The sequence below is a fragment of the Bradyrhizobium sp. 160 genome (assembly GCF_023073735.1).
In the GTDB taxonomy this organism is placed as follows: Bacteria; Pseudomonadota; Alphaproteobacteria; order Rhizobiales; family Xanthobacteraceae; genus Bradyrhizobium.
In genome coordinates this window covers 466,273-490,494 of sequence record NZ_JADPKD010000028.1, presented here as the reverse complement: position 1 = coordinate 490,494, position 24,222 = coordinate 466,273, and the positions used below count along the sequence as shown (strand labels likewise).

Sequence of the window (24,222 nt, the reverse complement as noted above, 5' to 3'; positions counted from 1 at the left end):
TTTGCACCGCGCCCGCGGCGGGCGGCGCGCCCAAATCGTGGCCCTGGCGCTGCCCGAATTAAAATGCGGTAAGCTGATTGACGCACCGTTGCGGGTTCCCCATGTGCCCCGCGGTGACCTATAATCGGGGCGAATCCCCGTTGAGGAGTTTCTTGCGATGGCCCACGACGTCAGAGATTTGCCGGCTGGCCGCAGCGATGGCCTGAACCGCTTTCTCGGCGGCACGCCGCTGGCGGTCGCGTTTCGGCTGGTCCTGCTCTCGATCCTGGTCGGCGTCGTGCTGGCCGCGATCGGCTTCGACCCCTGGAATATCATCACCAGCATCCGCCTGTTATTCCAGCGGCTGTGGGATCTCGGCTTCGATGCCGTGAACTGGCTGTGGCGCTACTTCCTGCTGGGCGCGGTCATCGTTATTCCGATCTGGCTGCTGTCGCGCGTGTTCGGCGCGCCGCGCGGCAGGTAAGGATTTAGGGGCCCGCAGCCGATGCAACTACGCTTTGTCGGCTGCGGTGACGCCTTCGGCTCCGGTGGCAGGCTCAACACCTGCTTCCACATCTCGGGGCGCGAGACCAATTTCCTGATCGATTGCGGCGCGTCGGCTCTGCCGGCCCTGAAACGGCTGGAGATCGAGCGCAATGACATCGATCTCATTCTCATCACGCATTTCCACGGCGATCATTTCGCCGGGCTGCCATTCTTCCTGCTCGACGCCCAATTCTCGCGGCGGACGCGGCCGCTGACGATTGCGGGCCCGCAAGGCATCGAGATGCGACTGACGCAGGTGATGGAAAGCGCTGTTCGAGCACTCCTCGAAGACAGAACAACGTTTCGAGCTCTCCGTCGTCGAACTCGCGCCTCGGCAAAGCCAAAGCTTCGGCGAAGTGACAGTGACGCCCTACCCGGTCGTGCACGGCCAATCCGGCGGGCCATTCCTGGCCTATCGCGTCGAGGCTGAGGGCCGCACGCTCGCCTACAGCGCCGATACCGAATGGACGGAGACGCTCATTCCGCTGGCGCATGACGCGGATCTTTTCATTGCCGAAGCCTATATGTACGAGAAGGCGGTCAAGAACCATCTCAGCCTGAAGACCTTGGAACAGCATCTGCCCGCGATCGGCGCAAAGCGCCTCGTCCTCACCCATATGAGCGACGACATGCTGTCGCGCCTGGACGACATCGAGCATCTCGCCGCCGAAGACGGCATGGTGCTCGTGTTCTGACATGCACGCGCCCGTTCACCCCAGGATCGGTTCCCGCCAGGTGTTCGCCATCGCCGGCCCTGCGATGGTCGCGAACCTCACCACGCCGCTGATCGGCGTGGTCTCGACCACGGCGATCGGACGGCTCGACGATGCGGCGCTGCTCGGCGGCGTCGCGATCGCGTCAGTGATTTTCGACTGCCTGTTCTGGCTGTTCGGCTTCCTGCGCATGAGCACGCTCGCCTTCACCGCGCAATCGCTGGGCGCGGGTGATGCGCGCGAGCCGACCGCGATCCTGGCGCGCGGTTTCATCGTTGCTGGCCTGATCGGCGCCGCGCTGATCGCACTGCAACTGCCGCTGGCCGCGGTGCTGTTCGACCTCATGGGCGGCAGCGAGGGCGTGACGCAGGCCGCGAAGACGTACTTCGAGATCCGGATCTGGTCGTCGCCGTTCGCGCTCGCCAATTACGTCATCCTCGGCTGGCTGATCGGCCAGGCCCGCGCCAATTCGGCTCTGTTGCTTCAGGTCGTCATCAATCTCGTCAACATGGCGGCGACGATCCTGCTGGTGCTGGTCTATGACACCGGCATCGCCGGCGCCGCGAGCGCCGCGCTGTTGTCGGAAGCCGTCGGGTTCGCCCTTGGCGTGATCGTCTGCCGCTATTTTGCCGACGGCGGCTTTGCCGTCCCGTACGCTACGCTGCTCGACCGCGAGAAGCTCCTGCGCATGCTGGCGGTGAATTCAGACATCCTGATCCGCACCGCAGCGCTGATCGCCGTGTTCCTGTTCTTCACCGCCAAGGGCGCACAGGCCGGCGACGTCATGCTGGCCGCCAACTCCGTGCTCAACAACTTCCTGCTGGTCAGCGCCTTCTTCCTCGACGGTCTCGCCAACGCGGCCCAGCAGCTCTGCGGCCGTACCCTTGGCGCACGCGATGCCAAGGGATTTGCCGATTCGACCCGGCTGGTGCTGCTGTGGGGGCTCGGCTTTGCAATCGTCGTCGCGGTGCTGTTCGCGCTGTTCGGGCCGGCCCTGATCGATTTCATGACGGCGAGCGAAGACGTCCGCCGTACCGCGCGGGACTTCCTGCCGTTCGTCGTACTCGCGCCCCTACCCGGCGTCTTCGCCTTCGGGTTCGACGGCATCTATATCGGCGCGACTTGGGCGCGCGAGATGCGCAATTTGATGCTGGCCTCGCTCGCGATCTTCCTCGGCACCTGGTGGGCGCTGCAATCGTTCGGCAATGCCGGACTGTGGAGCGCCCTGATGGCCTCCTACGTCTCGCGCGGCGGCTTGCAGGCCGTGCGCTATCCGGCGCAGTTCAGGGCGACGTTTTCGAAGCCGTAGAAAGATCGTAGCCGAGATGTTCGTGTCCCGGACGCGCTGCAGCGTGATACGCTGCTGCGCAGAGCCGGGACCCTGTGGGCCCCGATCAGCAGCGCACCGCACAAGGCGGCGCGCTGCGCGGAATCCACCTTACATCCCCGGCCAATCTTCCGCCGTGAGCGTCGCCGCATCCGCGCCGACGATCTCGGAGAGCGAATCCCGCCCGGTGCGGAGCAGCGTCGAAGTCAGGTCGCGCTTGATCTCGTCGACCAGGCCGAGCCCCTTGTAGACCAGCGACGAATAGAGCTGGATCAAGCTGGCACCGGCGCGGATCTTGGTCAGCGCGGCCCCGCCCGAATCGACGCCACCAACGCCGATCAGGGGAAATGCGCCCTCGACCCGCACATAGGTCTCCGCGACCATACGGGTCGACAGGCGAAATAGCGGTCGTCCGGACAGACCGCCCTGCTCCCTGGCCCGCATCTCCTCACGCAGCGTGCTCGGTCGCGCGATGGTCGTGTTCGACACGATCATGCCGTCGACCCGGCGCGAGCGCGCCACCTGCACGACATCGTCGAGCTGAGCAAGGCTGAGATCAGGCGCGATCTTGAGCAGCACCGGCGTGTCGCCGGCCTTCTGGCGCACCCGTTCGCGCGCGTCGATCACGCGTGCGAGAAGATCGTCTAGCAGTGCGCCTTCCTGCAAATTGCGCAGACCCGGTGTGTTCGGGGAGGAGACGTTGACGGTGAAATAGCTCGCGACCGGCGCAAAGGTCTCGATCAGCTTGACGTAGTCGCCGACGCGATCGGGTGAATCCTTGTTGGCGCCGACATTGACGCCGACGATGCCGCCGTGCGCTGCGCGCGCCGCGAGCCGGCGCAAGGCGATGTCCGCGCCGTCATTGTTGAAGCCCATGCGGTTGATGACGGCCTCGTCGCGCTCCAGCCGGAACAGCCGCGGCCGCGGGTTGCCGCTTTGCGGCTTCGGCGTCACCGAGCCGATCTCGACGAAGCCGAAGCCGAGCCGCAGCAGCGCATCCGGCACCTCGGCGCTTTTGTCGAAGCCCGCGGCCATGCCGATCGGATTGGGGAAGTTGAGCCCGAAGGCGCGCACCGCGAGCTTGGGATCATCAAGGCGCGGCTTCACCGGTGGCAAGAAGCGCAGGCCCTGGATCGCGAGGCGATGCGCATCCTCCGGGTCGAGCCAGCGCAGCACCGGCAGCGAAAACGCGTCGAAAGCGCGGATCACGGGGCAAGCTCCGGAACATCGTGACCCCCGTCGGAACGGATATTGAGGTTCATCACCGCGATCACCGCACCGAGATCGAGCTCGCCATAGAGGTGCGGAAACAGCTCGTCATTGCGCGATCGCTCCCAGCGCAATTCGCTGCCGAGCGCATCGCCGTCGACCTCGACCAGGAACAGCGCGCGCTGCCCGACATAATGCTTGCGCAGGGTCTCGGGAACCTGGGCGGCGGTCGAGAAATGGATGAAACCGTCGCGCGCATCATCGGCGCTGCCACGGTAGACACCCTGCCGTTCCGCCTCGCGCCAGGCCGAGGCCGGACAGATTTTGTAGATCTTGACCACCGCTACCGCAGTCCTGTTTGCTCTTTGAGTCTTTTGGGATTTTTCGTCTGTCGCGGGTCCTCAAAACCCGGCCGCGACCGTAAAGGCGCCCCCTTCCGAACTCAAGACCTAGAGCCTTTCCGTTCCGATGAAATCGGAACGGGGCTCTAGATTCTTGTTTTGACGCGTCTTCTTGACGCGAACCGGTACCCACTTCGCTTGAAAACGCTTCTGCCCACCACCCCTTGCGCGAAAAACGGAAAACCGGTTTGATTTGAGGACAGTTTTCCTGAGTTGCTTCGATGGTCAAACAGGCCAAAGCGCAGAGGATGCTGACTCACGACCAGATCTGGGTCGCGCTGGATCGGCTGGCGGCGCGCGCCGGGCTTTCGCCATCCGGCCTTGCCAAGCGCGCGGGGCTCGATCCCACCACCTTCAACAGGTCCAAACGCGTCACCTCCGACGGCCGCGAGCGTTGGCCCTCGACGGAATCGATCGCGAAGGCGTTGGCGGCGGCCGGCGCCTCGATCGACAGCTTTGCGAGGCTGATCGACGGGGACGCCGGCGAGCCTCACTCGGTGCCGCTGCTCAGCTTCGCACTCGCCGGTGCGAGCGGCGCATTCGACGAGTCCGGCCTTCCATCCGGCAAGGGCTGGACCGAAATCGCGCTTCCCACCCCCGAGAACGGCCACGCCTTCGCGCTGGAGATTTCCGGCGATGCGCTCCAGCCTGCCTATCGCGATGGCGACGTCATCCTGGTCTCGCCCGTCACGCCGATCCGCAAAGGCGATCGCGTGGTGGTGAAGACCAAAGCGGGCGAGGTGACGGTGGCGACGCTGAAGCGCCGCACGGCAAAGGTGCTGGACTTGCAGCCGTTCGATGCGTCACAGGCGGAGCGGACGATCGCGGTGAGCGATGTCGCCTGGATGGCGCGGATCGTCTGGGCCAGCCAGTGATTGCGCCCCGCCTGGCGTGGTGACCAGGCGATGACATCACCCACGCCGCGTTTCGCCGCGACCTTGCGACTCACCGTCCCTCTCGCAATTGCCCGTCTGCTGAACTGGGGCAAGCGCGCCGACACCATCGTCAACCACGGGCATACGATCCAGCTCAACTTCGCCAAAAGCAGCCCCTTGATGCTCGGCAACATCAAGTACAAGCAATCGGGACTACGACTTACGCACTCCGCGCCAGCGCGCCGTCGATCATGTTGACCGCGTTCTGGATGCCGTAGACCGCGACGAAGGAGCCGAAGCGCGGGCCCTTCTCCTGACCGAGCAGCACCTGGTAGAGCATGTTGAACCAATCGAGCGTGACGCCGGGACGGCCATCTTTGCCCTTCTTGACCTGATCGAGGAACGGCTCGCGGCGGCCGACCTCGTAGACGACGTTCTGGATGTCCTCGGCCGAGGCGTCCTGCGGCAGTTGCGACAGCGCATCGCGCAGGTCCTGTAGCGCGGCGCGCTCGCTATCAGTCGGCACCCGAAATTGCTTCGTGGGCGCGACGAAGTCGCGGTAGTAGTTGATGGCATAGCCGACCATGGCATCGAGCTTCGGATGCGTCTGCGGGCTCACGCCGGGACGGTAGCGGCCAATAAAACCCCACAGCGTCTCGGCATTCTCCGCGTTCGACGACGACACCAACGTCAACAGGAGCTGGAAGGTGACGGGCATGTCGCCCTTCGGCGGATGGCCATTATGAATGTGCCAGACCGGATTGCCGAGCTGCTGCTTGGCGTCCTGTTTGGCAAAACCGTCGATGAATTGCTGGTAATCGTCGACATTGCGCGGGATGACGTCGAAATAGAGCCGCTTGGCCGCCTTCGGCTCACGGTACATGAACAGCGACAGCGATTCCGGCGAGGCGTAGCGCAGCCATTCGTCGATGGTGAGGCCGTTGCCCTTCGACTTCGAGATCTTCTGGCCCTTCTCGTCGAGGAACAGCTCGTAGTTGAAGCCTTCCGGCGGCGTGGCGCCAAGCGCCCTGGCGATCGCGCCGGACAGCTTCACGGAATCGATGAGGTCCTTGCCGGCCATCTCGTAGTCGACGCCGAGCGCGACCCAGCGCATCGCCCAATCGGCCTTCCACTGACACTTGACGTTGCCGCCGGTGACCGGCGTTTCGATTTCCTGGTTGGTGTCAGGATCGACATAGGTCACCGTGCCGGCCGCGACATCGCGCCGGATCATCGGCACCTGCAGCACCACGCCTGTCGTCTTGCTGATCGGCAGGAATGGCGAATAGGTGGCGCGGCGGTCGGGCCCGAGCGTCGGCAGGATGATCGCCATGATCTTGTCGTAGGCGGCCAGCATCTTAAGCAGCGTCGCATCGAAGCGGCCCGATGTGTAGTAATCGGTCGAGCTCGCGAACTCGTAGTCGAAACCGAAATGGTCGAGGAAGGCGCGCAGGCGCGCATTGTTGTGGTGTCCGAACGAGGGGTGCTCGTTGGAGAACGGATCCGGCACCCGCGTCAGCGGCTTGCCGAGATGCGCGGTGAGCATCTCCTTGTTGGGAACGTTGTCGGGCACCTTCCGAAACCCATCCATGTCGTCGGAGAAGGCGAGCAGGCGCGTCTTGATCTTGTCCTCGGTCAGCACGCGGAAAGCATGGCGCACCATCGAGGTGCGCGCGACCTCGCCGAACGTGCCGATATGCGGCAAGCCGGAGGGACCGTAGCCGGTCTCGAACAGCACCTCGTCCTTCGGGCTTTTCTTCAGCCGCGCGACGATCGCCTTCGCCTGCTCGAACGGCCAGGCGTTGGATTGTTCGGCGAGCGCACGCAGGTCGCTCGGGTTCGCGGCAAGATCGATAACGGACATCAGGGCCTCCGGGCCGCGGAAAATAGCGATTTCCGGGCAGAATGCAATTTTGTGAGCGAGTATCAGACCTCACCCTGAGGAGCGCGCTGTTCGCGCGCGTCTTGAGGGGCGAGGCCATCAGTGGGGCCTTCATCCGTCGAGAGGCTTGCTACGCAAGCGCTCAGGATGAGGATCTGAGCGCAGCGAAGAACCTAAAACGGGCTCACCGAAAAATACCGCAGCCACAGATCGGTGTAGCGGCCTTTTTCCCAGACGCGGAACAAGGCCCAGTTCAGGGCCTGGCGCAGCACGTCGTTGCCCTTGCGCACGGCGATGCCGATGCCCTCGCCGAAGAAGCGGCTCTCGACGAAGGGGCCACCGGAGAAAGCGCAGCAATCGCCGGAATCGGTGCCGTTGATCCAGAACGCGAGCGAGATGGCATCGCCGAAGATGAAATCGACCTCGCCCTTGCGTAAGGCGCTGCGGAGCGCATCGTCATTGGGATAGGCGTGCAGTTCGGCGTCGGTGAACATCGCCTTGAGATAAGCTTCGTGCGCGGAGCCGGCGATGACGCCGACCTTCTTGCCTTCGAGATATTCGGGCCGGATCTCCGGCATCACCGCGTCCTTGCGCGAGACGAAACGCGCCGGCACCCGGTAATAGGGATCGGTGAAATCGACGCGGGCGCGGAGCTGCGGGCTCACCGCCATCGAGGCGATGATGGCATCGCCTCGGTTAGAGGTGAGCGCGTCGACCAGCGTCTCGAAGCGGCGCATCTGCACCGTGCAGGTCACCTTGATCTCGTCGCACAATGCGCGGGCGAGGTCGACGTTGAAGCCGGCCGGATTGCCGTCGGCGCCGGTGAAGTTGAAGGGCGGATAGTCGGTCTCGGTCAGGAAACGGATCACGGTCAGGCGTGAGAGGTCCGGCCGCTCCGGACGGCGGCGCGGGTCCCAAAAGCCGGGCACGGCCTGGGGGGCGGCCTGGGGCGCGGTTTGCGCCGTGGCCTGGGGCGCGGTGGGCGGCCGCTTGGCTGGTGTCTGGGCATTCGCGCCGGATAGGCCCGCGAGCAGGCACCCGCCGATAGCCAGCCGGCGCAGCAAGCCACGGGCAGATTTCGACGATTTCGCCTGTTGCGATGATGTCATCGGCCGGAAATGAACTGATATCGTTGAGATCGGAGGGCCTTATAGACCATTCGGCCCGGAACGCGAGCGCGGAATGCGGACAAGGTGACGGTGCGCTCCTACCCCCAGTGCGGGGAAGGCGGAGGAGAGAGTGTTTCATCGCAGGCGGGAGGTGAGGTCGCGGTGCGATCGCGCTCTTCTCAGAGATACCGCTTCAGCTCTGCCGCCGCCTCGTCCGGCGTCCGCTTCAAATTGAACGGCGAGACGAAGCGGCCGTCGCGGTCCATCAGATAGATCAGCGCGGTGTGGTCCATGGTGTAGTCGCCGTCCTTGGTCGGGACCTTCTTGGCGTAGACACGGTAGGACGTGATCACCTTGGCGATCTCGGCGGGATCGCCGGAGAGGCCCTCGAGATGCGGATCGAAGCTCGACAGATAGTCCTTCATCGCTTCCGGCGTGTCGCGCTCGGGGTCGACCGAGATGAAGATGGCATTGACCTTGTCGGCATCCTTGCCCATCGCGCGCAGCACTTCCGAGATCTCGAACAGCGAGGTCGGGCAGACGTCGGGGCAATGGGTGTAGCCGAAGAAGATCAGGGTCGGCTTGCCCTTCATGTTCTTGTCGGTGACGGTCTTGCCGTTCTGATCGGTGAGCTGGAACGGGCCGCCGATCGCGGCCGGCTGCGCCACCTTGCTCATCCCGCCCATGGCCCAGAACATGATCAGGAGCCCGACGATGAGGCTTGCGGCGAAGGCAGTTGCGATCACCAGCGGACGGGCGATGGAGCTCATTGGCGGAACACTTCCTGTCGAGATCAGAAGCAGGCGGCGAAACCGGTCCTGATCATTTCGAAGAACACCTGGGTGCCGTAGTGAAACCAGAGCGTGAGGGCGGCGACCACGACGAGCGCGCCGAGACCCGCGCCCACCCACAGCAGCACGGACGGCATCCGGCCGGCATTGGGCGAATTGTCCGATACTGGATGGGCCGGGTGCAGTGGTTGAACCATGGTCATGATCGGGGCGAAGGGTTCCCTGCCTTTCAAATAGGCGCTGACGCGCGACCCGGCAAGCGCAGGGGTGGGGCAGAGATCACGATAAGCGTGTAGCAGCGCGAGCTTGCCGCAGGGTCGCCACTCCCGCAAGCCAAGCGGGAGAGCACCTCAATCGTGGTGCAAGTTTGCCAAAACCGGAGAGGTTGGGCCTACCTTGACGACGGCTTATTGGTCGAGGCCTGCGCGTCCAGGTAGCAGGGCTTGTACATGGCCTGGAGCTGTTTGCCCCTCAGGAAGAGCATGTGCGGGGTGAGGCCGCCGCGCTGGGCGATCCAGCGCTTCACCTGCGAGGGATACATCGCATAGAGCATCTGGGTAGCTTCTGGATTGGTGATGGCGCGGCCGTTCCTGCCGAAATCCCACGCCGCATGGAAGCCGAGCGTTGCGTGCGAGGTCACGCAGATCCGGTCGCGTGGGATGGCGCCGAGCACGATGGTGCAGGCGGACGCGCAGAGGCCGTCGATAATGACGGTTTCGCCTGATTGCCGCAGGCCCTGGTATTTGTCGACGTAGGTTCCGATCCTGCCGCCGCGGTCATCCGCAATTCGAACCACCGCGTGAGAAGCCCCCATGCCGGCGATCAGCAGAATCGCCGCAAGCAACCCCGTCAGAACCTTCATTGTCCCCCGCCCCAGTCGTATTCGAATCTGCGTGTCAGGTGGTGATGCGCGGCTAGCGTCGGTCGAGTCTGCGGTTTTGTCTAGGCACGCCGGCTTGCTCAAAACAAATTCAAATCCAGTGTTGCGTCCGCGCTGCACTCGGCTGGTCTCTATCCCAAAGTGGAACAAGTTAATGATGTCTTACCGGCCACACCCTTGATCTCAGTTGCAACCGCTGGCTTCAATCCGGACAACTACAGGGGGGAACCCGAGGAGGGGGAGACACATGACTGAAGAGACGGACGTCATCGTCGTCGGAGCCGGACTATCCGGACTGGTGGCCGCAACGGAGATTGCGGACGCGGGCAAGCGCGTCATCGTGGTCGACCAGGAGGGCGAGCAGTCGCTCGGCGGCCAGGCGTTCTGGTCGTTCGGCGGGTTGTTCCTGGTCGATTCGCCGGAGCAGCGCCGACTTGGCATCAAGGATTCCTACGAGCTCGCGCTCCAGGACTGGATCGGCGCCGCCGGCTTCGACCGCGACGAGGACTTCTGGCCACGGCAATGGGCCGAGGCTTACGTGGGGTTCGCGGCCGGCGAGAAGCGCGGCTGGCTGCGGGCGATGGGCCATCGCATCTTCCCCGTGGTGGGCTGGGCCGAGCGCGGCGGCTACGATGCAATGGGCCATGGCAATTCGGTGCCGCGCTTCCACGTTACCTGGGGCACCGGCCCCGGCATCGTCGAACCATTCGAGCGCCGCGCGCGCGAAGCCGCCCAAAGCGCCCGGCTGAGCTTCCGATTCCGCCATCGCGTCGATGCGCTCTCCATCACCAACGGCACGGTGGATGGCGTCAGCGGCGCCGTTCTCGCCCCCGATACGATCGAGCGGGGCAAGAGCTCGTCACGCAACGCCGTCGGCGAGTTCTCGCTGAAGGCGCAAGCGGTGATCGTCGCCTCCGGCGGCATCGGCGGCAATCATGAGCTGGTGCGGCAGAACTGGCCGAAGCGGCTCGGCGAGCCGCCGAAATTCATGATCTCGGGCGTGCCCGAGCATGTCGACGGCCGCATGATCGGCATCACGGAGAAGGCTGGCGCGCGGCTGATCAATCGCGACCGCATGTGGCATTACGTCGAGGGCATCCAGAACTGGTCACCCATCTGGCCGCGCCACGGCATCCGCATCCTGCCCGGCCCGTCCTCGATGTGGTTCGACGCCACGGGCACGCGGCTGCCGGCGCCACTATTCCCGGGCTCCGACACGCTCGGCCAGCTCAAATACATCATGTCGACGGGCTACGATTATTCCTGGTTCATCCTGACGCAGAGCATCATCAAGAAGGAATTTGCGCTGTCGGGCTCGGAGCAGAACCCCGACCTCACCGGCAAGAGCTGGCGCATGACCTTGCGCCGCGCCACCAACAAAGGCGCGCCGGGGCCGGTGGAGGCGTTCAAAAGCCACGGTGTCGACTTCATCGTGCGCGACAAGCTCGATGAGCTCGTTGCGGCCATGAACAAGCTTGCCGGCAGCGATCTCGTCAGGCTCGAGCACATCAGGATGCAAATCGAAGCGCGCGACCGAGAGATCGCCAACCCTTACGTCAAGGACGCGCAGGTGATGAACATCCACAATGCGCGCCGCTATATCGGCGACAAGCTGATCCGCACCGCCTCCCCGCACAGAATCCTGGATCCCGCGCATGGACCGCTGATCGCGGTGAAGCTCAACATCCTCACCCGCAAGACGCTGGGCGGCTTCGAGACCGATCTCGAGTCGCGCGTGTTCGGTGAGGACGGCAGCGTCATTCCCGGCCTTTATGCGGTCGGCGAAGCCGCCGGCTTCGGCGGCGGCGGCGTGCACGGCTACCGCTCGCTGGAAGGCACCTTCCTCGGCGGCTGCCTGTTCTCCGGGCGCAATGCCGGCCGCTCCGCGGCGAAGGCGGTGGGCTAGATCATGCGGCGGTGGATGCATATCGGGGCGTTCCTGGTGGCACTCACCGCCGTCACGGCGGCGTCTGCCGATACGGTCGACGTCAACGGCGTGAAGCGCTCCTACACCGCGCTGCTGCCGGCGAAAAAGCCTGCCCCGCTAGTTGTCGTGTTGCATGGCAAGACCCAGCGCGGTGCCGACATGGTCGCGCGGACGGCGTGGCCGCAGCTTGCCAGGCGCGAGGGCCTCGCCGTTGTCTTTCCGGACGGACTCAACCACGCCTGGGCCGATGCGAGGACCAAGGCGGGACCCGCGCTCCGCGGCCCGCCCGAGGGCACCGATGACGTCGCGTTTATCGCAAAGCTCGTCGAGAAGCTGGTGGCCGACGGCACCGCCGATGCAAAGCGTGTCTACGTGACGGGCATCTCCAACGGCGGCGCCATGGCGATGACGCTGGCTTGCGCCCGCGCCGATCTGTTCGCGGCAGCTGCGAGCGTGATCATGAATCTCACCGATGAGGCTGCTATCACGTGCCATCCGTCACGGCCGCTGCCGATCCTGATCATGAACGGCACGGCCGACCCGCTGGTGCCCTATGAAGGTGGACGCGGATCGGGCTATTATGCCGCAGACGGGTTCTGGTCGACCGACGAGACGCTGGCGTTCTGGCGCAAGCTCAATGGCTGCGACGCGGATGAGTTGACCGAAGCCGACCTGCCCGACAGAAGTCCCACCGACCAATCCACCGTGACGCAGATTTCCTCACGTTGTCCGGCCGGACACGACGTCGTGCTCTATCGCGTCAATCGAGGCGGCCATCGCATGCCCGGATTTGCCCCTGACGCGCGTTTCCCGAAAGTCGCGACCGGCCTGCTCGGGCCACAGAACAGTGACATCGACGGCGCCGAGACGATCTGGGCTTTCTTCAGCCAGTTTCGCTGAGCGGCGCATCGCCGCAGGCAACGCATGCGTGCCTGGGCAACGCATGCGGGTCTGGCAACGCATGCGTGCCCGGGCTGGCACAGCGCGAATCGCTGGGCTAGACAGGGCCGCCCTTCCACCAGGAGATCCCAGATGAGCATTCAGCGTTTTGAAACCGGCCCGCGCATGAGCCAGGTTGTCGTGCACGGCAACACCGTCTATCTCGCCGGCGTCGTCGCCAACAAGGCTGCCGGCGAAAGCGTGACGAAGCAGACCCAGGACATCCTGGCGACCATCGACGGCCACCTCGCCAAGGCCGGCACCGACAAATCGAAGCTGCTCTCGGCCACGATCTACATCACCGACATGAAAACGTTCGGCGAGATGAACGCGGTGTGGGACGCCTGGGTCTCGCCTGGCAACACGCCGGCCCGCGCCACCGTCGAAGCCAAGCTGGCGGCGCCGCAATACACCGTAGAGATCATGGTGACCGCGGCGAAGTGACGGCTGCATGAGATTATGCGTGCGCCGATGACCTCCGAGGTAATCGATCGGCGCGCGCATTCCTTCGATAGTTACGGTCAGCCAACACGGCATTGTCGAAGGAGAACATCATGACCGATCCCAACACCATCGCCCGCCGCTACATCGAACTCTGGAACGAACGCGCCGCCGGCCGCCGGCGCGAACTGCTCAGCCAAGACTGGACAGCGGATGCGAGCTATGTCGATCCCCTGATGAAGGGCGACGGCCAGGACGGGATCGACGCGCTGATCGCAGGCGTGCAGCAGCGCTTTCCCGATTTCACCTTCAAGCTGATCGGCGAGCCCAACGGCTACGGCGACCATGTGCGCTTCGCGTGGGGACTTGGTCCTGACGGCGTCGACAGCCCGATCAAGGGAACGGATTTTGCCGTCCTAAAGGACGGCCGGATTAGGAGCGTGACGGGATTTCTGGATCAGGTGCCAGCCGGCGCGTGAAGGGCGGGCACGCTGCCTTCTTCCTTCTCCCCTTGTGGGAGAAGGTGGCGCGAAGCGCCGGATGAGGGGTTCCTTCCGCGATCCTTGCTGCTTGAGGGTCGTGCGCGGAGAGATACCCCTCGCCCGTCTCGCCGCTACGCGGCGAGCCACCCTCTCCCACAAGGGGGCCCACAAGGGGAGAGGGAAAGAGCGCAACCCTCGACTGAACAGTCAAGCCAACCGATACGCAGCCTTCGCATTCACACCGAGCGCCTTCTCGCGCACGTGTGCGCCCAACCTCATCAGGCACGCCTCCAGCGCACCCTTGATCTCGCCGTAGCTCCCCGCAAGCAGACACACCGGCCAGTCCGAGCCGAAGATCACCCGATCCTCGCCAAAGCATGTCGCGGCATGCTGAACGAACGGAAACAGACGCTCCGCATTCCAATCGCTCCAGACTGCTTCCGTCGCCAAGCCCGAAATCTTGCACCAGACATTGCCGCAAGCGGCCAGCGCCGCGATGCCATCGGCCCATTCGTCGCTTGCGCCATCAGCGATCGGCGGCTTGGCGGCGTGGTCGAGCACGAAGCGTGCTTGTGGGAAGGCCTGCGCAGTCGCGATAGCAGCCGGCAACTCGCGGGTGCGGACGAGGAAGTCGTAGGTGAGATCGCGGGCGAACACCGCGGTAAGGCCGCGCTGGACGTCTTCGCGGAGTAACCAATCCGGATCGGCTTCATCGTGGACCTGGTGACGAATGCCCACCAGCTTGTCGCCACCCGGCGCAGCGCGCAGTCGATCGAGCGTTTCGTCAAGCGCGCCGTCGGTCAGATCAGCCCAGCCAACGACACCGATGACAAAGGGCGTCGCATGCGCGATGCGCAGGAACTCCTCGGTCTCCTCGAGCGCGGAGCGGCACTGCACCAGGATGCTCGCATCGATGCCGTTTGCCTTCAGCAGCGGCGCAAGATCGCCAGGGCCGAAGGCGCGGCGGATCGGTGTGAGCTCGTCCGCGTCCATCCAGGGATAGTCGGCACGCGCCGGATCCCAGAAATGCTGGTGACCGTCGATGATCATGGCTCACGCTCCGCCCGGCAGCGGCGCCCGCGCATCGACGAGGTTTCGCGCGCGCAGCTCCTGCCAGAAGGCCTGCGGCACCGCAGCCTCCGACATCGCGATGTTCTCGGCCGCCTCCGCGGCATTGCGCGCGCCCATCACCGTGACGGTCACGGCCGGGTGGGCCATGCAGAACTGCAGCGCCGCGGCCTTTAGCTCGGTGCCGTGCTTGCGACAGAGCGCGTCGAGCTCCAGCGCACGCGCGACAAGCGCCGCGTCAGCATCCTGATAATTGAACTTCGCGCTCGTGTGCGGATTGGCCAAGATGCCGCTGTTGTAGACGCCGCCGAGCAGGATGCCGATGTTCCTGGCCTGGCAGGCCGGAAACAGCGCATCCAGCGCGCCCTGGTCGAGCAGCGTGTAGCGGCCGGCGAGCAGGAAGCAGTCGACCGGCACGGCGTCGGCGAAGCGGACCAGCATTTCCGACTGGTTCATGCCTGCGCCGATCGCCTTGACCGTGCCGTCCTCGCGCAGACGCTGCAGCGCGCGGAAGGCACCGCTGACGGCATCGTCATAGTGGTCGTCGGGATCATGCACGAGCAGGACGTCGATGCGATCGAGCCAGAGCCTGGCGAGGCTTTCCTCCAGCGAACGCATCACGCCGTCATAGCTGAAATCGAACACCGGCCGCTCACGCGGCGTGCCCTTGTAGTGCTCGTCCTCGGCGGCGGCGCCCTCGGGCGCGCGCAAAAGACGCCCGACCTTGGTCGAGATCGCATAGGACTCACGCGGCTGCTGCCGCAGGAACGCGCCGAGCCGCCGCTCGGCCAGGCCAAAGCCGTAAAGCGGCGCGGTATCGAAGAAGCGGATCCCGAGCGACCAGGCACGCGCGACCGTCGCTTGCGCATCGGCATCGCTGACGGGTGCGAACAATCCGCCGAGCGGGGCGGAGCCGAGGCCGATCGAGGTGACGTCGAGAGAGCCGAGGCGCGACCGTTTCATTCCATTGCCTTCCAAGAGTCGTCTTTCCAGCGGCCCAAATCATCTCCCCCGCTCGCGGAAACCGCAAGCGGGGGAGGCGCGCAGGAGCGCGGGGCTGGCGGCGCGCTCCTACTTCAACATCTGTGCCACGTTGTCCTTGGTCACGAGATCGAGACCGGTGTAGACGATCTCCGGCACCTTCTCGCCCTTCTTGATGGCGAGCAGCGTGTCCATCGCCTTCTCGCCCATCTCGAACGGGCGCTGGCCGACCAGCGCATTGGCATAGCCGTCGCGCAGGAGCTCAAGCTGCATCTTGAGCGTATCGGCGACCACCAGCGTGAACTTGCCGGAGTCGATGTCCTTCTTGTTCCTGGAGGCGAACGCCTTGAAGCCTTCAGGCGCGAACATCGGCCAGCCGCCGATGGGAACGATGGCGGCGAGATCGGGCGTTGCGGTGCGCATGTCCGTCATCTGCTGGACCGCGAGCGCGGGATCGTCGTTGCAGAAGGTCGGCGAGCCCGCAACTTCGGTCCATTTCGAGCCCTTCAGAGCCTCGCGCACGCCGTCGACGCGCTCGGCGAGGTTCTTGGCGCCGGGACCACCCGAAACCATCGCATATTTGCCGCCCTCGGGCCGCATTTTCAGCAACTGCTTGCCGAGCGCGACACCGAACTCCTTGTTGTTGGTGCCGATATAGGCAATGCGCTTGGAGCCCGGTGCATCGGCATCGAAGGTGATGACGGGGATGCCGGCCGCGGTCGCCGCCTCGATCGACTTGGTCATTGCCGCGACGTCGGCGACCGAGATGGCGAGACCGTCGACCTTCTGCGTGATGAAGTCCTGGATGATCTGGGCCTGCGTCGCTGGCTCATGCTCGACCGGACCCTTGTAGATGCACTCGATGTTGCCGAGCTCCTTGGCGCGCTTCAGGCAACCGTCGCGCGCGAAGTCGAAGAACGGATTGTTCATCGCTTTGGGCACGATGATGAAGCGGTAATTCGCAGCGAACGCCGGCGTCGCCATCATGGCAACGGTGATGCCGGCAAGAAGAAGTTTCCTCATTGTCTCCTCCACCCTTCTCTTGCGCCCATCCTTTCGAGATTCGTCCGGGAAGCGGACAGGCGGCATTTTCGTTGCCTCCCCGGAACGACGTCACGTCAGATCATCCGCGAGCGGATGCGATCGACCAGCACGGCCAGGATGATGATCACGCCCACCAGCGTCTGCTGCCAGTAGGAGCTGACTTGCGCCAGCACGAGGCCGTTGCGGATCACCTCCAGCAGCACGCAGCCGACGATGGCCCCCAACGGACCGCCGATGCCGCCGGCGAGATTGGCGCCACCGATCACGGCCGCCGCAATCACGTTGAGCTCGTAGGACGTCGCCATGTTGGCCGGCGCCGATCCAAGCCAGCCGGAGATGATGATGCCCTGGAGCCCCGCGGCGAGCGCGCAGATCACGTAGACCTCGATCTTCACCCGCACCACCGGAATGCCGGTGAGCTCGGCCGCCTTCTCGTTGCCACCGAGCGCGAAGACGTGGCGGCCGAACGAGGTATGGTGCAGCACCACGGCCATCGCCAGCGCGAGGATCACCAGATAGATGAAAGGCACGGGCACGCCAAGCACGTCGCCGGAGGTGAGCGCATAGAAATAATCTGCATCCGGTCCGCCCGGAAAACTGCCACGGCCGTTGGAGACGACGTAGCCGAGCCCGCGTACGATCGAGAGCATGCCGAGCGTGGTCACGAACGGCGACAGGCCGAGCACGGCGATGCAGAAGCCGTTGACGAGCCCGGCGACCAGCGCGACGCCGAGGCCGGCGAGGATCGAGACCAGCAGGATCAGCCCCGGCACGTTGGCGAGCACGGTCTTGCCGTCGGCCGCCATGTGCACGAACAGCGCGCCTGCCGGCGAGCCGGGCGCCGACAATTCGGTCATCACCATCGAGGTGATCATGGCGGAGAAGCACATCATCGAGCCGACCGAGAGGTCGATGCCGCCGGTGATGATCACGAAGGTCACGCCCAGCGTGGCAATGGCGATGAAGGAGAAGTTCTTCGCCACGTTCTGCATGTTGCCTTCGGTGAAGAAGTACGGGCTGGCGAAATGCATGATCACCAGCAACACCGCCAGAGCGAGCAGCACATAGCCGGTCTGTGACGCGAAGATGCCGCGCTGCCACCATCTGATCCGGCCGACATTGGTGAAGCTGATCGGAGATTCCATAGGCATGGCCATCACGCCGCCTCCTTCGCGCCGGTGATCAGGGCGGTGACCTCCTCGGGTGAGGTCTGGTGGATCGGCTTGTCGGCGCGCTTTTCGCCGCGGCGCATGACGACCACGCGGTCGCACACCGCGAACACGTCGGGCATGCGGTGCGAAATCAGCATCACGGCGACACCCTGCTCCTTCAGCCGGTGGATCAGGCCGAGCACCTGCTCGACCTGGCGGACCGAAATCGCGGCCGTCGGCTCATCCATCATCACCAGCCGCGCATTGGAGAGCCGCGTCCGCGCGATCGCGACCGCCTGGCGCTGGCCGCCCGACATCTGCTTGACGAGATCATCGGGGCGGGTCTCCGAACGCAATTCACCGAACAGCTCCAGCGCACGCGCCGCCATCGCCTTGTGGTCGAGCAATGCAATGGGTCCGAATTTGCGCTTCAGCTCGCGGCCGAGGAAGACGTTGGCGGCGGCGGTCAGATTGTCTGATAGCGCGAGGTCCTGGTAGACGACCTCAATGCCGACGGCGCGGGCATCGACCGGCCGGTTGAAATGGACCGCACTGCCGGCAAAGCGGATCTCGCCATGGCTGGGGCGGAAATTGCCGGCGATGATCTTGACCAGCGTCGACTTACCGGCGCCGTTGTCGCCCATCAGGCCGACGACCTCGCCCGGGAACACCTGCATGTCGACGTCATGCAGTGCCCGGATCGCGCCGAACTCCTTGCCGATGCCAGTCAGCTCGAGCACCGGCGTTGCTTCAGCGCTTGTCATCAGCGGCCTTCCTCAGACATGACGGTTGACCAGGGATTCCAGATATTCCTGCCGGCCCGAGCGCGGCTGCGGGTCGAAGCCGGGGCCGAGCGCACGGTCGGCGAGATCGGCGAGTGAACGCTGGCCACCGAGAATGGCCCGGCCCTCGGGCCTGGCCCATCCTTCGTAGCGCTTGGCAAGCGGTGTGGTGAGCACGCCGGCGTCGAGCATGTCGGCGGCGGCAAGGAAGGCGCGCGCGCAGGCATCCATCGAGCCGACATGGGCGTGGATCAGATCGTCGGGATCGATCGACTGACGCCTGATCTTGGCATCGAAATTGAGCCCGCCCGCGGTGAAGCCGCCGTGGTTCAGGATCTCGTGGAACACCAAGGCGAGCTCCGGCACGTTCATCGCGAACTGGTCGGTGTCCCAGCCGAGCAGATCGTCGCCGCGGTTGACGTCGAGCGAGCCGAATACGCCGAGCGCCTCGGCGAGCGCAACCTCGTGATGGAAGGAGTGACCGGCGAGGATGGCGTGGTTCTGCTCGATGTTGAGCTTGACGTCGTTCAGGAGATCGTAGCGCTCGAGGAAGCCGTAACAGGTGGCGACGTCGAAATCGTATTGATGCTTGGTCGGCTCCTTCGGCTTGGGCTCGATCAGGATCGGCCCCTTGAAGCCTATTCTGTGCTTGTGCTCGACCACCAGCGAGACGAAGCGGCCGAGCTGGTCGAGCTCGCGCTTGAGATCGGTGTTGAGCAGCGTCTCGTAGCCCTCGCGCCCGCCCCATAGCACGTAATTCTGGCCGCCGAGCCGGTGCGTCACCTCCAGCGCAGCGCGGACCTGGCCGGCGGCATAGGTGAAGATATCGGGGTCCGGATTGGTCGCGGCGCCCGCCATGTAGCGACGATGCGTGAACAGATTGGCCGTGCCCCAGAGCAGACGGACCTTCGCGGAAGCCATCTTCGCCTCGAACAGATCGGCAATCGCGTTGAGATTGGCGACGGACTCGCTGAGCGAGGCGCCTTCCGGCGCCGCATCGACGTCGTGGAAGGTGAAGAACGGCACGTCCAGCAGGCGGAACAGCTCGAAGGCAACATCGGCCTTCGCCCGCGCCAGCGCCATCGCATCGGTGCCGTGGTGCCAGGGCCGCAGGAAGGTCTCGCCGCCGAAGGGATCCGCGCCCGGCCAGCAGAACGAATGCCAATAGCAGACGGCAAATCGTAAGTGGTCCTCCAGCCGGCGGCCATGCACGAGGCGGTCCTTGTCGTACCAGCGGAAGGCGGGCGTGTTGTCCGCATCTTTGCCGGCAAAGGCGACAGGCCTGCTGGCCTCGAAGAATTTGGCTGACGCGTTCACTCAGGCAGTCTCCTTCAATGCAGGATAAAGCGCCCGCCAGCGCAGATAGGCCTCGTCATAGGCCGCAGTGACGGACGGGCGGGGTGTGAAGCTCGCGAGCCGCCGCGGGGGTTTGCAGACCGCTGCGGGGTCCTCGCCGGTCGCGGCGATACGGCCGAGCCGCGCAGCGCCGAGCGCGGCGCCCACTTCGCCTTCCTCAACGCGATGAACGGGAATGCCGAGCACGTCGGCGCAGATCTGCGCCCACAGCGGCGAGCGCGAGCCACCGCCGACCAGATCGAGCTCAGCAAGCGGCCCACTCGCCGCGCTCAGCGCGGCCAGATTGTCGCGCGCGGCAAAGGCGACGCCTTCGAGCACGGCCTGGACGATCTGCGATCGCCCGGTCGCACCGCGCAAGCCCACAAAGGCGCCGCTGGCGGCGGCATCGTTGTGCGGCGTACGCTCGCCATCGAGATACGGCAGGAAAGAGACGGGGCTGGGCCCGTCGACACGCTCGCCGAGCGGCGCCAAGAGCGCTGCGGCGGGAGTCTCCATCACGCCAGACAGCCAGGCGAGCGAGGCCGCGGCCGACAGCATCACCCCCATCTGATGCCAGAGGCCGGGCAGCGCATGGCAGAAGGCATGCACGGCCGAAGCCGGCGCCGGCGCGAAGCGGTCGGTAACGCGGAAGACCACGCCCGACGTGCCCAGCGACAGGAAGGCATTGCCCGGCGCGATCGCGCCAAGCCCGATCGCGCTCGCCGCATTGTCGCCGGCGCCGCCGGCGACCACGACATCCGCAGTCATGCCCCAGCGCTGCGCGTATTCCGACGCAAGCACCGCGCTCACCTCGCTGCCCTCGACCAGGCGCGGCATGTGATGCAGATCGAGCCCGGTGGCATGCAGCAACAGTGCCGACCAGCGGCGCAGACCAACATCCAGCCACAGCGTGCCGGCGGCGTCCGACATATCCTCGACCATTTCGCCGGTGAGGCGATAGCGGACATAGGCCTTGGGCAGCAGCACCTTTGCGACGCGATCGAAGATCTTTGGCTCATGCCGCGCCACCCAGAGCAGCTTCGGCGCGGTGAAGCCAGGCATGGCGAGATTGCCGGCGATCGCGTGCAACGACGGACAGCGCCGCTCCAGCATGGCGCATTCGGCGTGCGAGCGGCCGTCGTTCCAGAGAATCGCGGAACGCAGCGGCCGCCCATCCTCGCCAAGCAGCGTCGCGCCGTGCATTTGGCCCGACAGCCCGATGCCGGCGACCCGCGCGACCTCGCGCGGATGGCGGGCGGCGAGATCGTCCACCGCGCCGATCGCCGCATCGACCCAGGCGTCCGGATCCTGCTCGGACCACAGCGGCGCCGGGTGCGACAGCGCAAGCTCGCGCGCGGCCGTCGCGACAATCGCGCCGGCTTCGCTCACGAGCACCGCTTTCACACCGGACGTGCCGATGTCTAGTCCGAGATACACGCCATCCTCCCTTTACCTGTCGCGGTGCGCGAGCTTGACGTCGCATTCACCGCTGCCGACCATTTTGAAATCCAGCTGCCACTAGGGCAGATTGTCCCGCATCACGATGTCGATCCTGATCTTCTCCTGTTCGCGCAAGATCGGCTCGCCGCGGGCGAGCGCGAGCAGAACGCGCACGGCAGCACGCGCCTCATGGCCCGGGTTCTGCGAGATCGCCGCATCCATCACGCCCTGCAACAGCAGCCGCCGTGTCAACGCGGTGACGTCATGCCCGACGAACACCACTTGCTTATCGCGGCCGGCATCGGTCAAAGCCTTGGCGACGCCTTGCGTGCCGGCGCCGACGTTATAAAGGCCGACAATGTCAGCATGCCTGCCGAACAGCCGCGCCAATACTTGCTCCGAACGCTCGTCCTCGTCGCGCCCTTCCAGCACCGGCAGCACGCTGAGATCCGGGAATTCCGTCGCCATCACCTGGTTGAAGCCGAAGATGCGCTCGGCGTGGTCGCGCAGGCCCTGCGAGCCCGCGACGATCGCGACCTTGCCGAACCTCTGGCCGACCAGCCGCCCGACCAGCGCGCCGGCGGTGCGACCCGCAGCGATGTTGTCGATGCCGACATAATGATGGCGGCGCGAGGACGGCACGTCCGAGACCAGCGTCACCACCTTGGCGCCGGCATCGACGAGATCGTTGATGGCGGCGCGGACACCCGGATGGTCCAGCGCCACCACGGCGATGCCATCGTAATCGCCCGATAGCGCCTCCAGCGTGCCTGCGAGCGCGGAGGGGTCGAAGACGTCGGTCGCCACCATCTCGACGCTGAGGCGGCGGGCCGACAGCCAGGCCGACATTTCGCCGAGATAGGCTTCGATCTGCTGCATGAACGGGTTCGAGCCGGACGGCATCACGAAAGCGAAGCGCCGGGCGCGGCTGCGGGCGAGCTCGGCGGCGGCAACGTGCGGCTGGAACGAATTGCGCTCGATCGCCGCCTTGACGCGCCGCACCGTGTCCGGGCGCACGCCCGGGCGGTTGTGGAGGACGCGGTCGACCGTGGCGAGGCTGACGCCGGCCTCGCGGGCGATATCCTTCAGCGTCAGCGCAGTCGGGGTGAGCGTCTCGGCCATGGCTGAAGGCTAGCAGAGGTGTTTTGAGGTACGCAACTCATTTTGATGGACGATAATCATTTGGCTCCCTCCTCCCAGGAACAGGACCTTCACTTGGCCGTTGCCGCCGCGTGCGTAACGACATCACCCATGATCCCGGCGAGGGCCTGAGCCCGACGCTCGAGCGCAACATCAAGGCGCTGGTCGCGCGGCGGCGTGGGGAGCAGCGGGCTGCGACGGGCCAGGAAAAACTCGCCGACGCGATCACGGCCTTCACCGGCAGCATGCCGTTTGTTTATCTCCACCTGGCCATATTTGGTTTCTGGATCATCGCCAACCTGAATTGGCTGCCAGGGATCCGGGCCTGGGACGAGAGTTTTGTGGTGCTGGCGATGATCGCCTCGGTGGAAGCGATTTTCCTCTCCACCTTCGTGCTGATCTCGCAGAACCGCATGACCGCCGCCGCGGACAAGCGCGCCGATCTCGACCTCCAGATCAGCCTGCTCGCCGAGCATGAACTGACCAAGGTTGCCCGCCTGCTCACGCAGATCGCCGAGCGGCTCGACGTCAAACCTGACTCGAAGCGCGATCTGGAGGAAGCGGCCCGGGACATCGCCCCCGAACGCGTGCTCGACAAGATCGAGGAGACGCGAAGAAGTTGAGGCTGCATGCACCTTGCGCCAGTCGGCAGGCTCAGCTGGTGGTTAGATCCAGCGTCAGGAACAGGCTGTTGGGATCCTCGACATAGCCTTCGAATGGACCGCAGGCGACGAAGCCGTGGGCCTGGTAGAGGGCGTGCGCGGGTTTGAAATAATCCCAGGAGCCGGTCTCCAGGCTGAGCCGCGTCATGCCGCGCATGCGGGCTTCACTGATGATGTGGCGGAGCATCTGGCCGCCGAAGCCGCGCCGGCGCGTGGTCTGCAGCGTGTGCATCGACTTCACCTCGCCGTGGTCGGCCGAAAGCGTCTTCAGCGCGCCGGTGGCGACCAGTGTCTCGCCGTCCCAGCCGGTCCAGAATGCGATGTCGGGTCCACGAAGACCGGAGAGATCAAGTGCATGGGCGCTACCGGGCGCGGTCTGCGCCCGCGCCGCCGTGACGTGGTGATCGAGCAGCGCGATGACGCGGGGATCAAAGGTGTCGCCGGGGCGGATGTGCATCGTCAGGGCCTCACTCCAGGGTCTCGCATCGGTGCCCTCACATCTTGCCGTAGGAAGCGCCGCGCCGCGTGATGACAACGTAGCGCGCATCCTGCCGGGTCTCGTTCTCGAAAATCACCGCGCGCATCACGTCGAAATCCAGACAATCGCCCTCGCGCAACCGCACCGCCTTGGCGTCGATATGCACGGCGATGGCGCCCTCCAGCATCAACAGCTGTTGGGTGAACGCGTTGCGGCCCCAGGGACTGTATGGCACCCGCGCGCCGGCCGGCAGGTCGACGACGATGATCTCGATCCCGCTCGCCGCATCGGTCGGCGAGGCGTGGCGCCTTCGATAGCCGCTGTCGGGATCGCGCCAATGCGGCTGATCGGCAAGTCGCACCAAGCGCTCGGGCGGCTTCTCGGCCAGCGCAACGACATCGCTGAGCGACACGTCGAGCGCTGCGCAGAGTTTTCCGAGCAGCGCAGCCGTCGCACTGCTCTGCGCCCGCTCCACCCGCCCGATCATGGCCCGGCTGACGCCGGACCGAGCCGCCAGTTCGTTCAACGTCATGCCGGCCTGGGTCCGCAGCGTCTTCAGGCGGCGGCCGATCGCGCGATCGAGTTTCTGCTGGTCCATTTTTTTCAGCCCCGGCCTTCATCCAAACATTGCCCAGTGCAA

25 protein-coding genes and 2 pseudogenes are annotated in these 24,222 nt (G+C 65.3%); 10 read left to right on the top strand and 17 right to left on the bottom strand.

Going from position 1 to position 24,222, the window contains the following annotated elements:
• The first annotated feature begins 157 nt into the window (after window positions 1-157).
• The 3 genes and pseudogenes from IVA98_RS11890 (at window position 158) to IVA98_RS11880 (ending at window position 2,547) form a co-directional block, all read left to right on the top strand.
• On the top strand, window positions 158-463 hold the full coding sequence (locus IVA98_RS11890; RefSeq protein WP_247307829.1) for a DUF6460 domain-containing protein: 306 nt from the start codon (window positions 158-160) through the stop codon (window positions 461-463).
• Window positions 464-484: 21 nt separating this feature from the next.
• Window positions 485-1,220: pseudogene (locus IVA98_RS11885) on the top strand (MBL fold metallo-hydrolase).
• Window position 1,221: 1 nt separating this feature from the next.
• Window positions 1,222-2,547, top strand: coding sequence for an MATE family efflux transporter (locus tag IVA98_RS11880; protein ID WP_247332355.1), 1,326 nt, complete (start codon window positions 1,222-1,224; stop codon window positions 2,545-2,547).
• 129 nt (window positions 2,548-2,676) lie between these two features.
• Here the strand turns inward: IVA98_RS11880 and IVA98_RS11875 are convergent, their stop codons facing one another.
• The gene (locus IVA98_RS11875) at window positions 2,677-3,774 is read right to left on the bottom strand and encodes a quinone-dependent dihydroorotate dehydrogenase (protein WP_247307825.1); all 1,098 of its coding nucleotides are present in this window, start codon (window positions 3,772-3,774) and stop codon (window positions 2,677-2,679) included.
• On the bottom strand, window positions 3,771-4,115 hold the full coding sequence (locus IVA98_RS11870) for a DUF952 domain-containing protein (RefSeq protein WP_247307823.1): 345 nt from the start codon (window positions 4,113-4,115) through the stop codon (window positions 3,771-3,773). Before IVA98_RS11870 ends, IVA98_RS11875 begins: the two co-directional genes overlap by 4 nt.
• Before the next feature lie 281 nt (window positions 4,116-4,396).
• On the opposite strand from IVA98_RS11870, the gene IVA98_RS11865 reads away from it, so the two are divergent.
• On the top strand, window positions 4,397-5,050 hold the full coding sequence (locus tag IVA98_RS11865; RefSeq protein WP_247307821.1) for a S24 family peptidase: 654 nt from the start codon (window positions 4,397-4,399) through the stop codon (window positions 5,048-5,050).
• A gap of 99 nt (window positions 5,051-5,149) precedes the next feature.
• A pseudogene (locus tag IVA98_RS37570) lies at window positions 5,150-5,254 on the top strand (carbonate dehydratase); the annotation flags it as partial.
• A 16-nt stretch (window positions 5,255-5,270) separates the two neighbouring features.
• Here the strand turns inward: IVA98_RS37570 and IVA98_RS11860 are convergent.
• The 5 genes from IVA98_RS11860 to IVA98_RS11840 all read right to left on the bottom strand — a co-directional run bounded on the left by IVA98_RS11860 (window position 5,271) and on the right by IVA98_RS11840 (window position 9,694).
• Window positions 5,271-6,914 carry a lysine--tRNA ligase gene (locus tag IVA98_RS11860; protein ID WP_247307819.1) on the bottom strand — a complete coding sequence of 548 codons (1,644 nt, stop codon included), beginning with the start codon at window positions 6,912-6,914 and terminating at the stop codon, window positions 5,271-5,273.
• Between the two features lie 191 nt (window positions 6,915-7,105).
• Window positions 7,106-8,041: an ABC transporter substrate-binding protein gene (locus tag IVA98_RS11855; protein ID WP_247307817.1), complete on the bottom strand. Its 936-nt coding sequence runs from the start codon at window positions 8,039-8,041 to the stop codon at window positions 7,106-7,108.
• A 179-nt stretch (window positions 8,042-8,220) separates the two neighbouring features.
• Window positions 8,221-8,811, bottom strand: coding sequence for an SCO family protein (locus IVA98_RS11850; RefSeq protein WP_247307814.1), 591 nt, complete (start codon window positions 8,809-8,811; stop codon window positions 8,221-8,223).
• A 23-nt stretch (window positions 8,812-8,834) separates the two neighbouring features.
• Window positions 8,835-9,035, bottom strand: a complete 201-nt coding sequence (locus IVA98_RS11845; protein WP_247307811.1) for a hypothetical protein — start codon at window positions 9,033-9,035, stop codon at window positions 8,835-8,837.
• A gap of 188 nt (window positions 9,036-9,223) precedes the next feature.
• Complete coding sequence (locus IVA98_RS11840) at window positions 9,224-9,694, bottom strand: hypothetical protein (protein WP_247307809.1); 471 nt, start codon at window positions 9,692-9,694, stop codon at window positions 9,224-9,226.
• A gap of 265 nt (window positions 9,695-9,959) precedes the next feature.
• Here IVA98_RS11840 and IVA98_RS11835 point away from each other — a divergent pair, with 265 nt between their 5' ends.
• The 4 genes from IVA98_RS11835 to IVA98_RS11820 all read left to right on the top strand — a co-directional run bounded on the left by IVA98_RS11835 (window position 9,960) and on the right by IVA98_RS11820 (window position 13,498).
• Entirely contained in the window at window positions 9,960-11,618 is a 1,659-nt protein-coding gene (locus tag IVA98_RS11835) for an FAD-binding dehydrogenase (RefSeq protein WP_247307807.1), read from the top strand.
• A 3-nt stretch (window positions 11,619-11,621) separates the two neighbouring features.
• Window positions 11,622-12,539, top strand: a complete 918-nt coding sequence (locus tag IVA98_RS11830) for an extracellular catalytic domain type 1 short-chain-length polyhydroxyalkanoate depolymerase (RefSeq protein ID WP_247307805.1) — start codon at window positions 11,622-11,624, stop codon at window positions 12,537-12,539.
• 132 nt (window positions 12,540-12,671) lie between these two features.
• On the top strand, window positions 12,672-13,022 hold the full coding sequence (locus IVA98_RS11825; RefSeq protein ID WP_027575148.1) for a RidA family protein: 351 nt from the start codon (window positions 12,672-12,674) through the stop codon (window positions 13,020-13,022).
• Between the two features lie 110 nt (window positions 13,023-13,132).
• On the top strand, window positions 13,133-13,498 hold the full coding sequence (locus IVA98_RS11820; RefSeq protein WP_247307803.1) for a nuclear transport factor 2 family protein: 366 nt from the start codon (window positions 13,133-13,135) through the stop codon (window positions 13,496-13,498).
• Between the two features lie 210 nt (window positions 13,499-13,708).
• Here IVA98_RS11820 and IVA98_RS11815 read toward each other — a convergent pair whose 3' ends face one another.
• From IVA98_RS11815 to IVA98_RS11780, 8 genes are all read right to left on the bottom strand, one after another.
• A complete protein-coding gene (locus IVA98_RS11815; protein ID WP_247307801.1) occupies window positions 13,709-14,551 on the bottom strand; it encodes an amidohydrolase family protein in 843 nt (280 codons plus the stop codon).
• A gap of 3 nt (window positions 14,552-14,554) precedes the next feature.
• Window positions 14,555-15,532, bottom strand: coding sequence for an aldo/keto reductase (locus IVA98_RS11810; RefSeq protein ID WP_247307800.1), 978 nt, complete (start codon window positions 15,530-15,532; stop codon window positions 14,555-14,557).
• Window positions 15,533-15,640: 108 nt separating this feature from the next.
• Window positions 15,641-16,573 carry a sugar-binding protein gene (locus IVA98_RS11805; protein WP_247354877.1) on the bottom strand — a complete coding sequence of 311 codons (933 nt, stop codon included), beginning with the start codon at window positions 16,571-16,573 and terminating at the stop codon, window positions 15,641-15,643.
• Window positions 16,574-16,668: 95 nt separating this feature from the next.
• Window positions 16,669-17,751 carry an ABC transporter permease gene (locus tag IVA98_RS11800; RefSeq protein ID WP_247307797.1) on the bottom strand — a complete coding sequence of 361 codons (1,083 nt, stop codon included), beginning with the start codon at window positions 17,749-17,751 and terminating at the stop codon, window positions 16,669-16,671.
• Complete coding sequence (locus IVA98_RS11795) at window positions 17,751-18,509, bottom strand: ATP-binding cassette domain-containing protein (protein ID WP_247307794.1); 759 nt, start codon at window positions 18,507-18,509, stop codon at window positions 17,751-17,753. Before IVA98_RS11795 ends, IVA98_RS11800 begins: the two co-directional genes overlap by 1 nt.
• A 12-nt stretch (window positions 18,510-18,521) precedes the next feature.
• Window positions 18,522-19,844 carry a xylose isomerase gene (gene xylA / locus IVA98_RS11790; protein WP_247307792.1) on the bottom strand — a complete coding sequence of 441 codons (1,323 nt, stop codon included), beginning with the start codon at window positions 19,842-19,844 and terminating at the stop codon, window positions 18,522-18,524.
• Complete coding sequence (gene xylB / locus IVA98_RS11785) at window positions 19,845-21,299, bottom strand: xylulokinase (protein WP_247307791.1); 1,455 nt, start codon at window positions 21,297-21,299, stop codon at window positions 19,845-19,847.
• A gap of 81 nt (window positions 21,300-21,380) precedes the next feature.
• On the bottom strand, window positions 21,381-22,424 hold the full coding sequence (locus tag IVA98_RS11780) for a LacI family DNA-binding transcriptional regulator (RefSeq protein ID WP_247307790.1): 1,044 nt from the start codon (window positions 22,422-22,424) through the stop codon (window positions 21,381-21,383).
• Between the two features lie 110 nt (window positions 22,425-22,534).
• Here IVA98_RS11780 and IVA98_RS11775 point away from each other — a divergent pair, with 110 nt between their 5' ends.
• Complete coding sequence (locus IVA98_RS11775) at window positions 22,535-23,065, top strand: DUF1003 domain-containing protein (protein ID WP_247307789.1); 531 nt, start codon at window positions 22,535-22,537, stop codon at window positions 23,063-23,065.
• Window positions 23,066-23,096: 31 nt separating this feature from the next.
• Here IVA98_RS11775 and IVA98_RS11770 read toward each other — a convergent pair whose 3' ends face one another.
• Together IVA98_RS11770 and IVA98_RS11765 are read right to left on the bottom strand one after the other, a co-directional pair.
• A complete protein-coding gene (locus tag IVA98_RS11770) occupies window positions 23,097-23,561 on the bottom strand; it encodes a GNAT family N-acetyltransferase (RefSeq protein WP_247354875.1) in 465 nt (154 codons plus the stop codon).
• Window positions 23,562-23,598: 37 nt separating this feature from the next.
• Window positions 23,599-24,180 (bottom strand): helix-turn-helix domain-containing protein, encoded by a 582-nt coding sequence (locus tag IVA98_RS11765; RefSeq protein ID WP_247307786.1) that lies wholly within the window; start codon window positions 24,178-24,180, stop codon window positions 23,599-23,601.
• Between the last annotated feature and the right edge of the window lie 42 nt (window positions 24,181-24,222).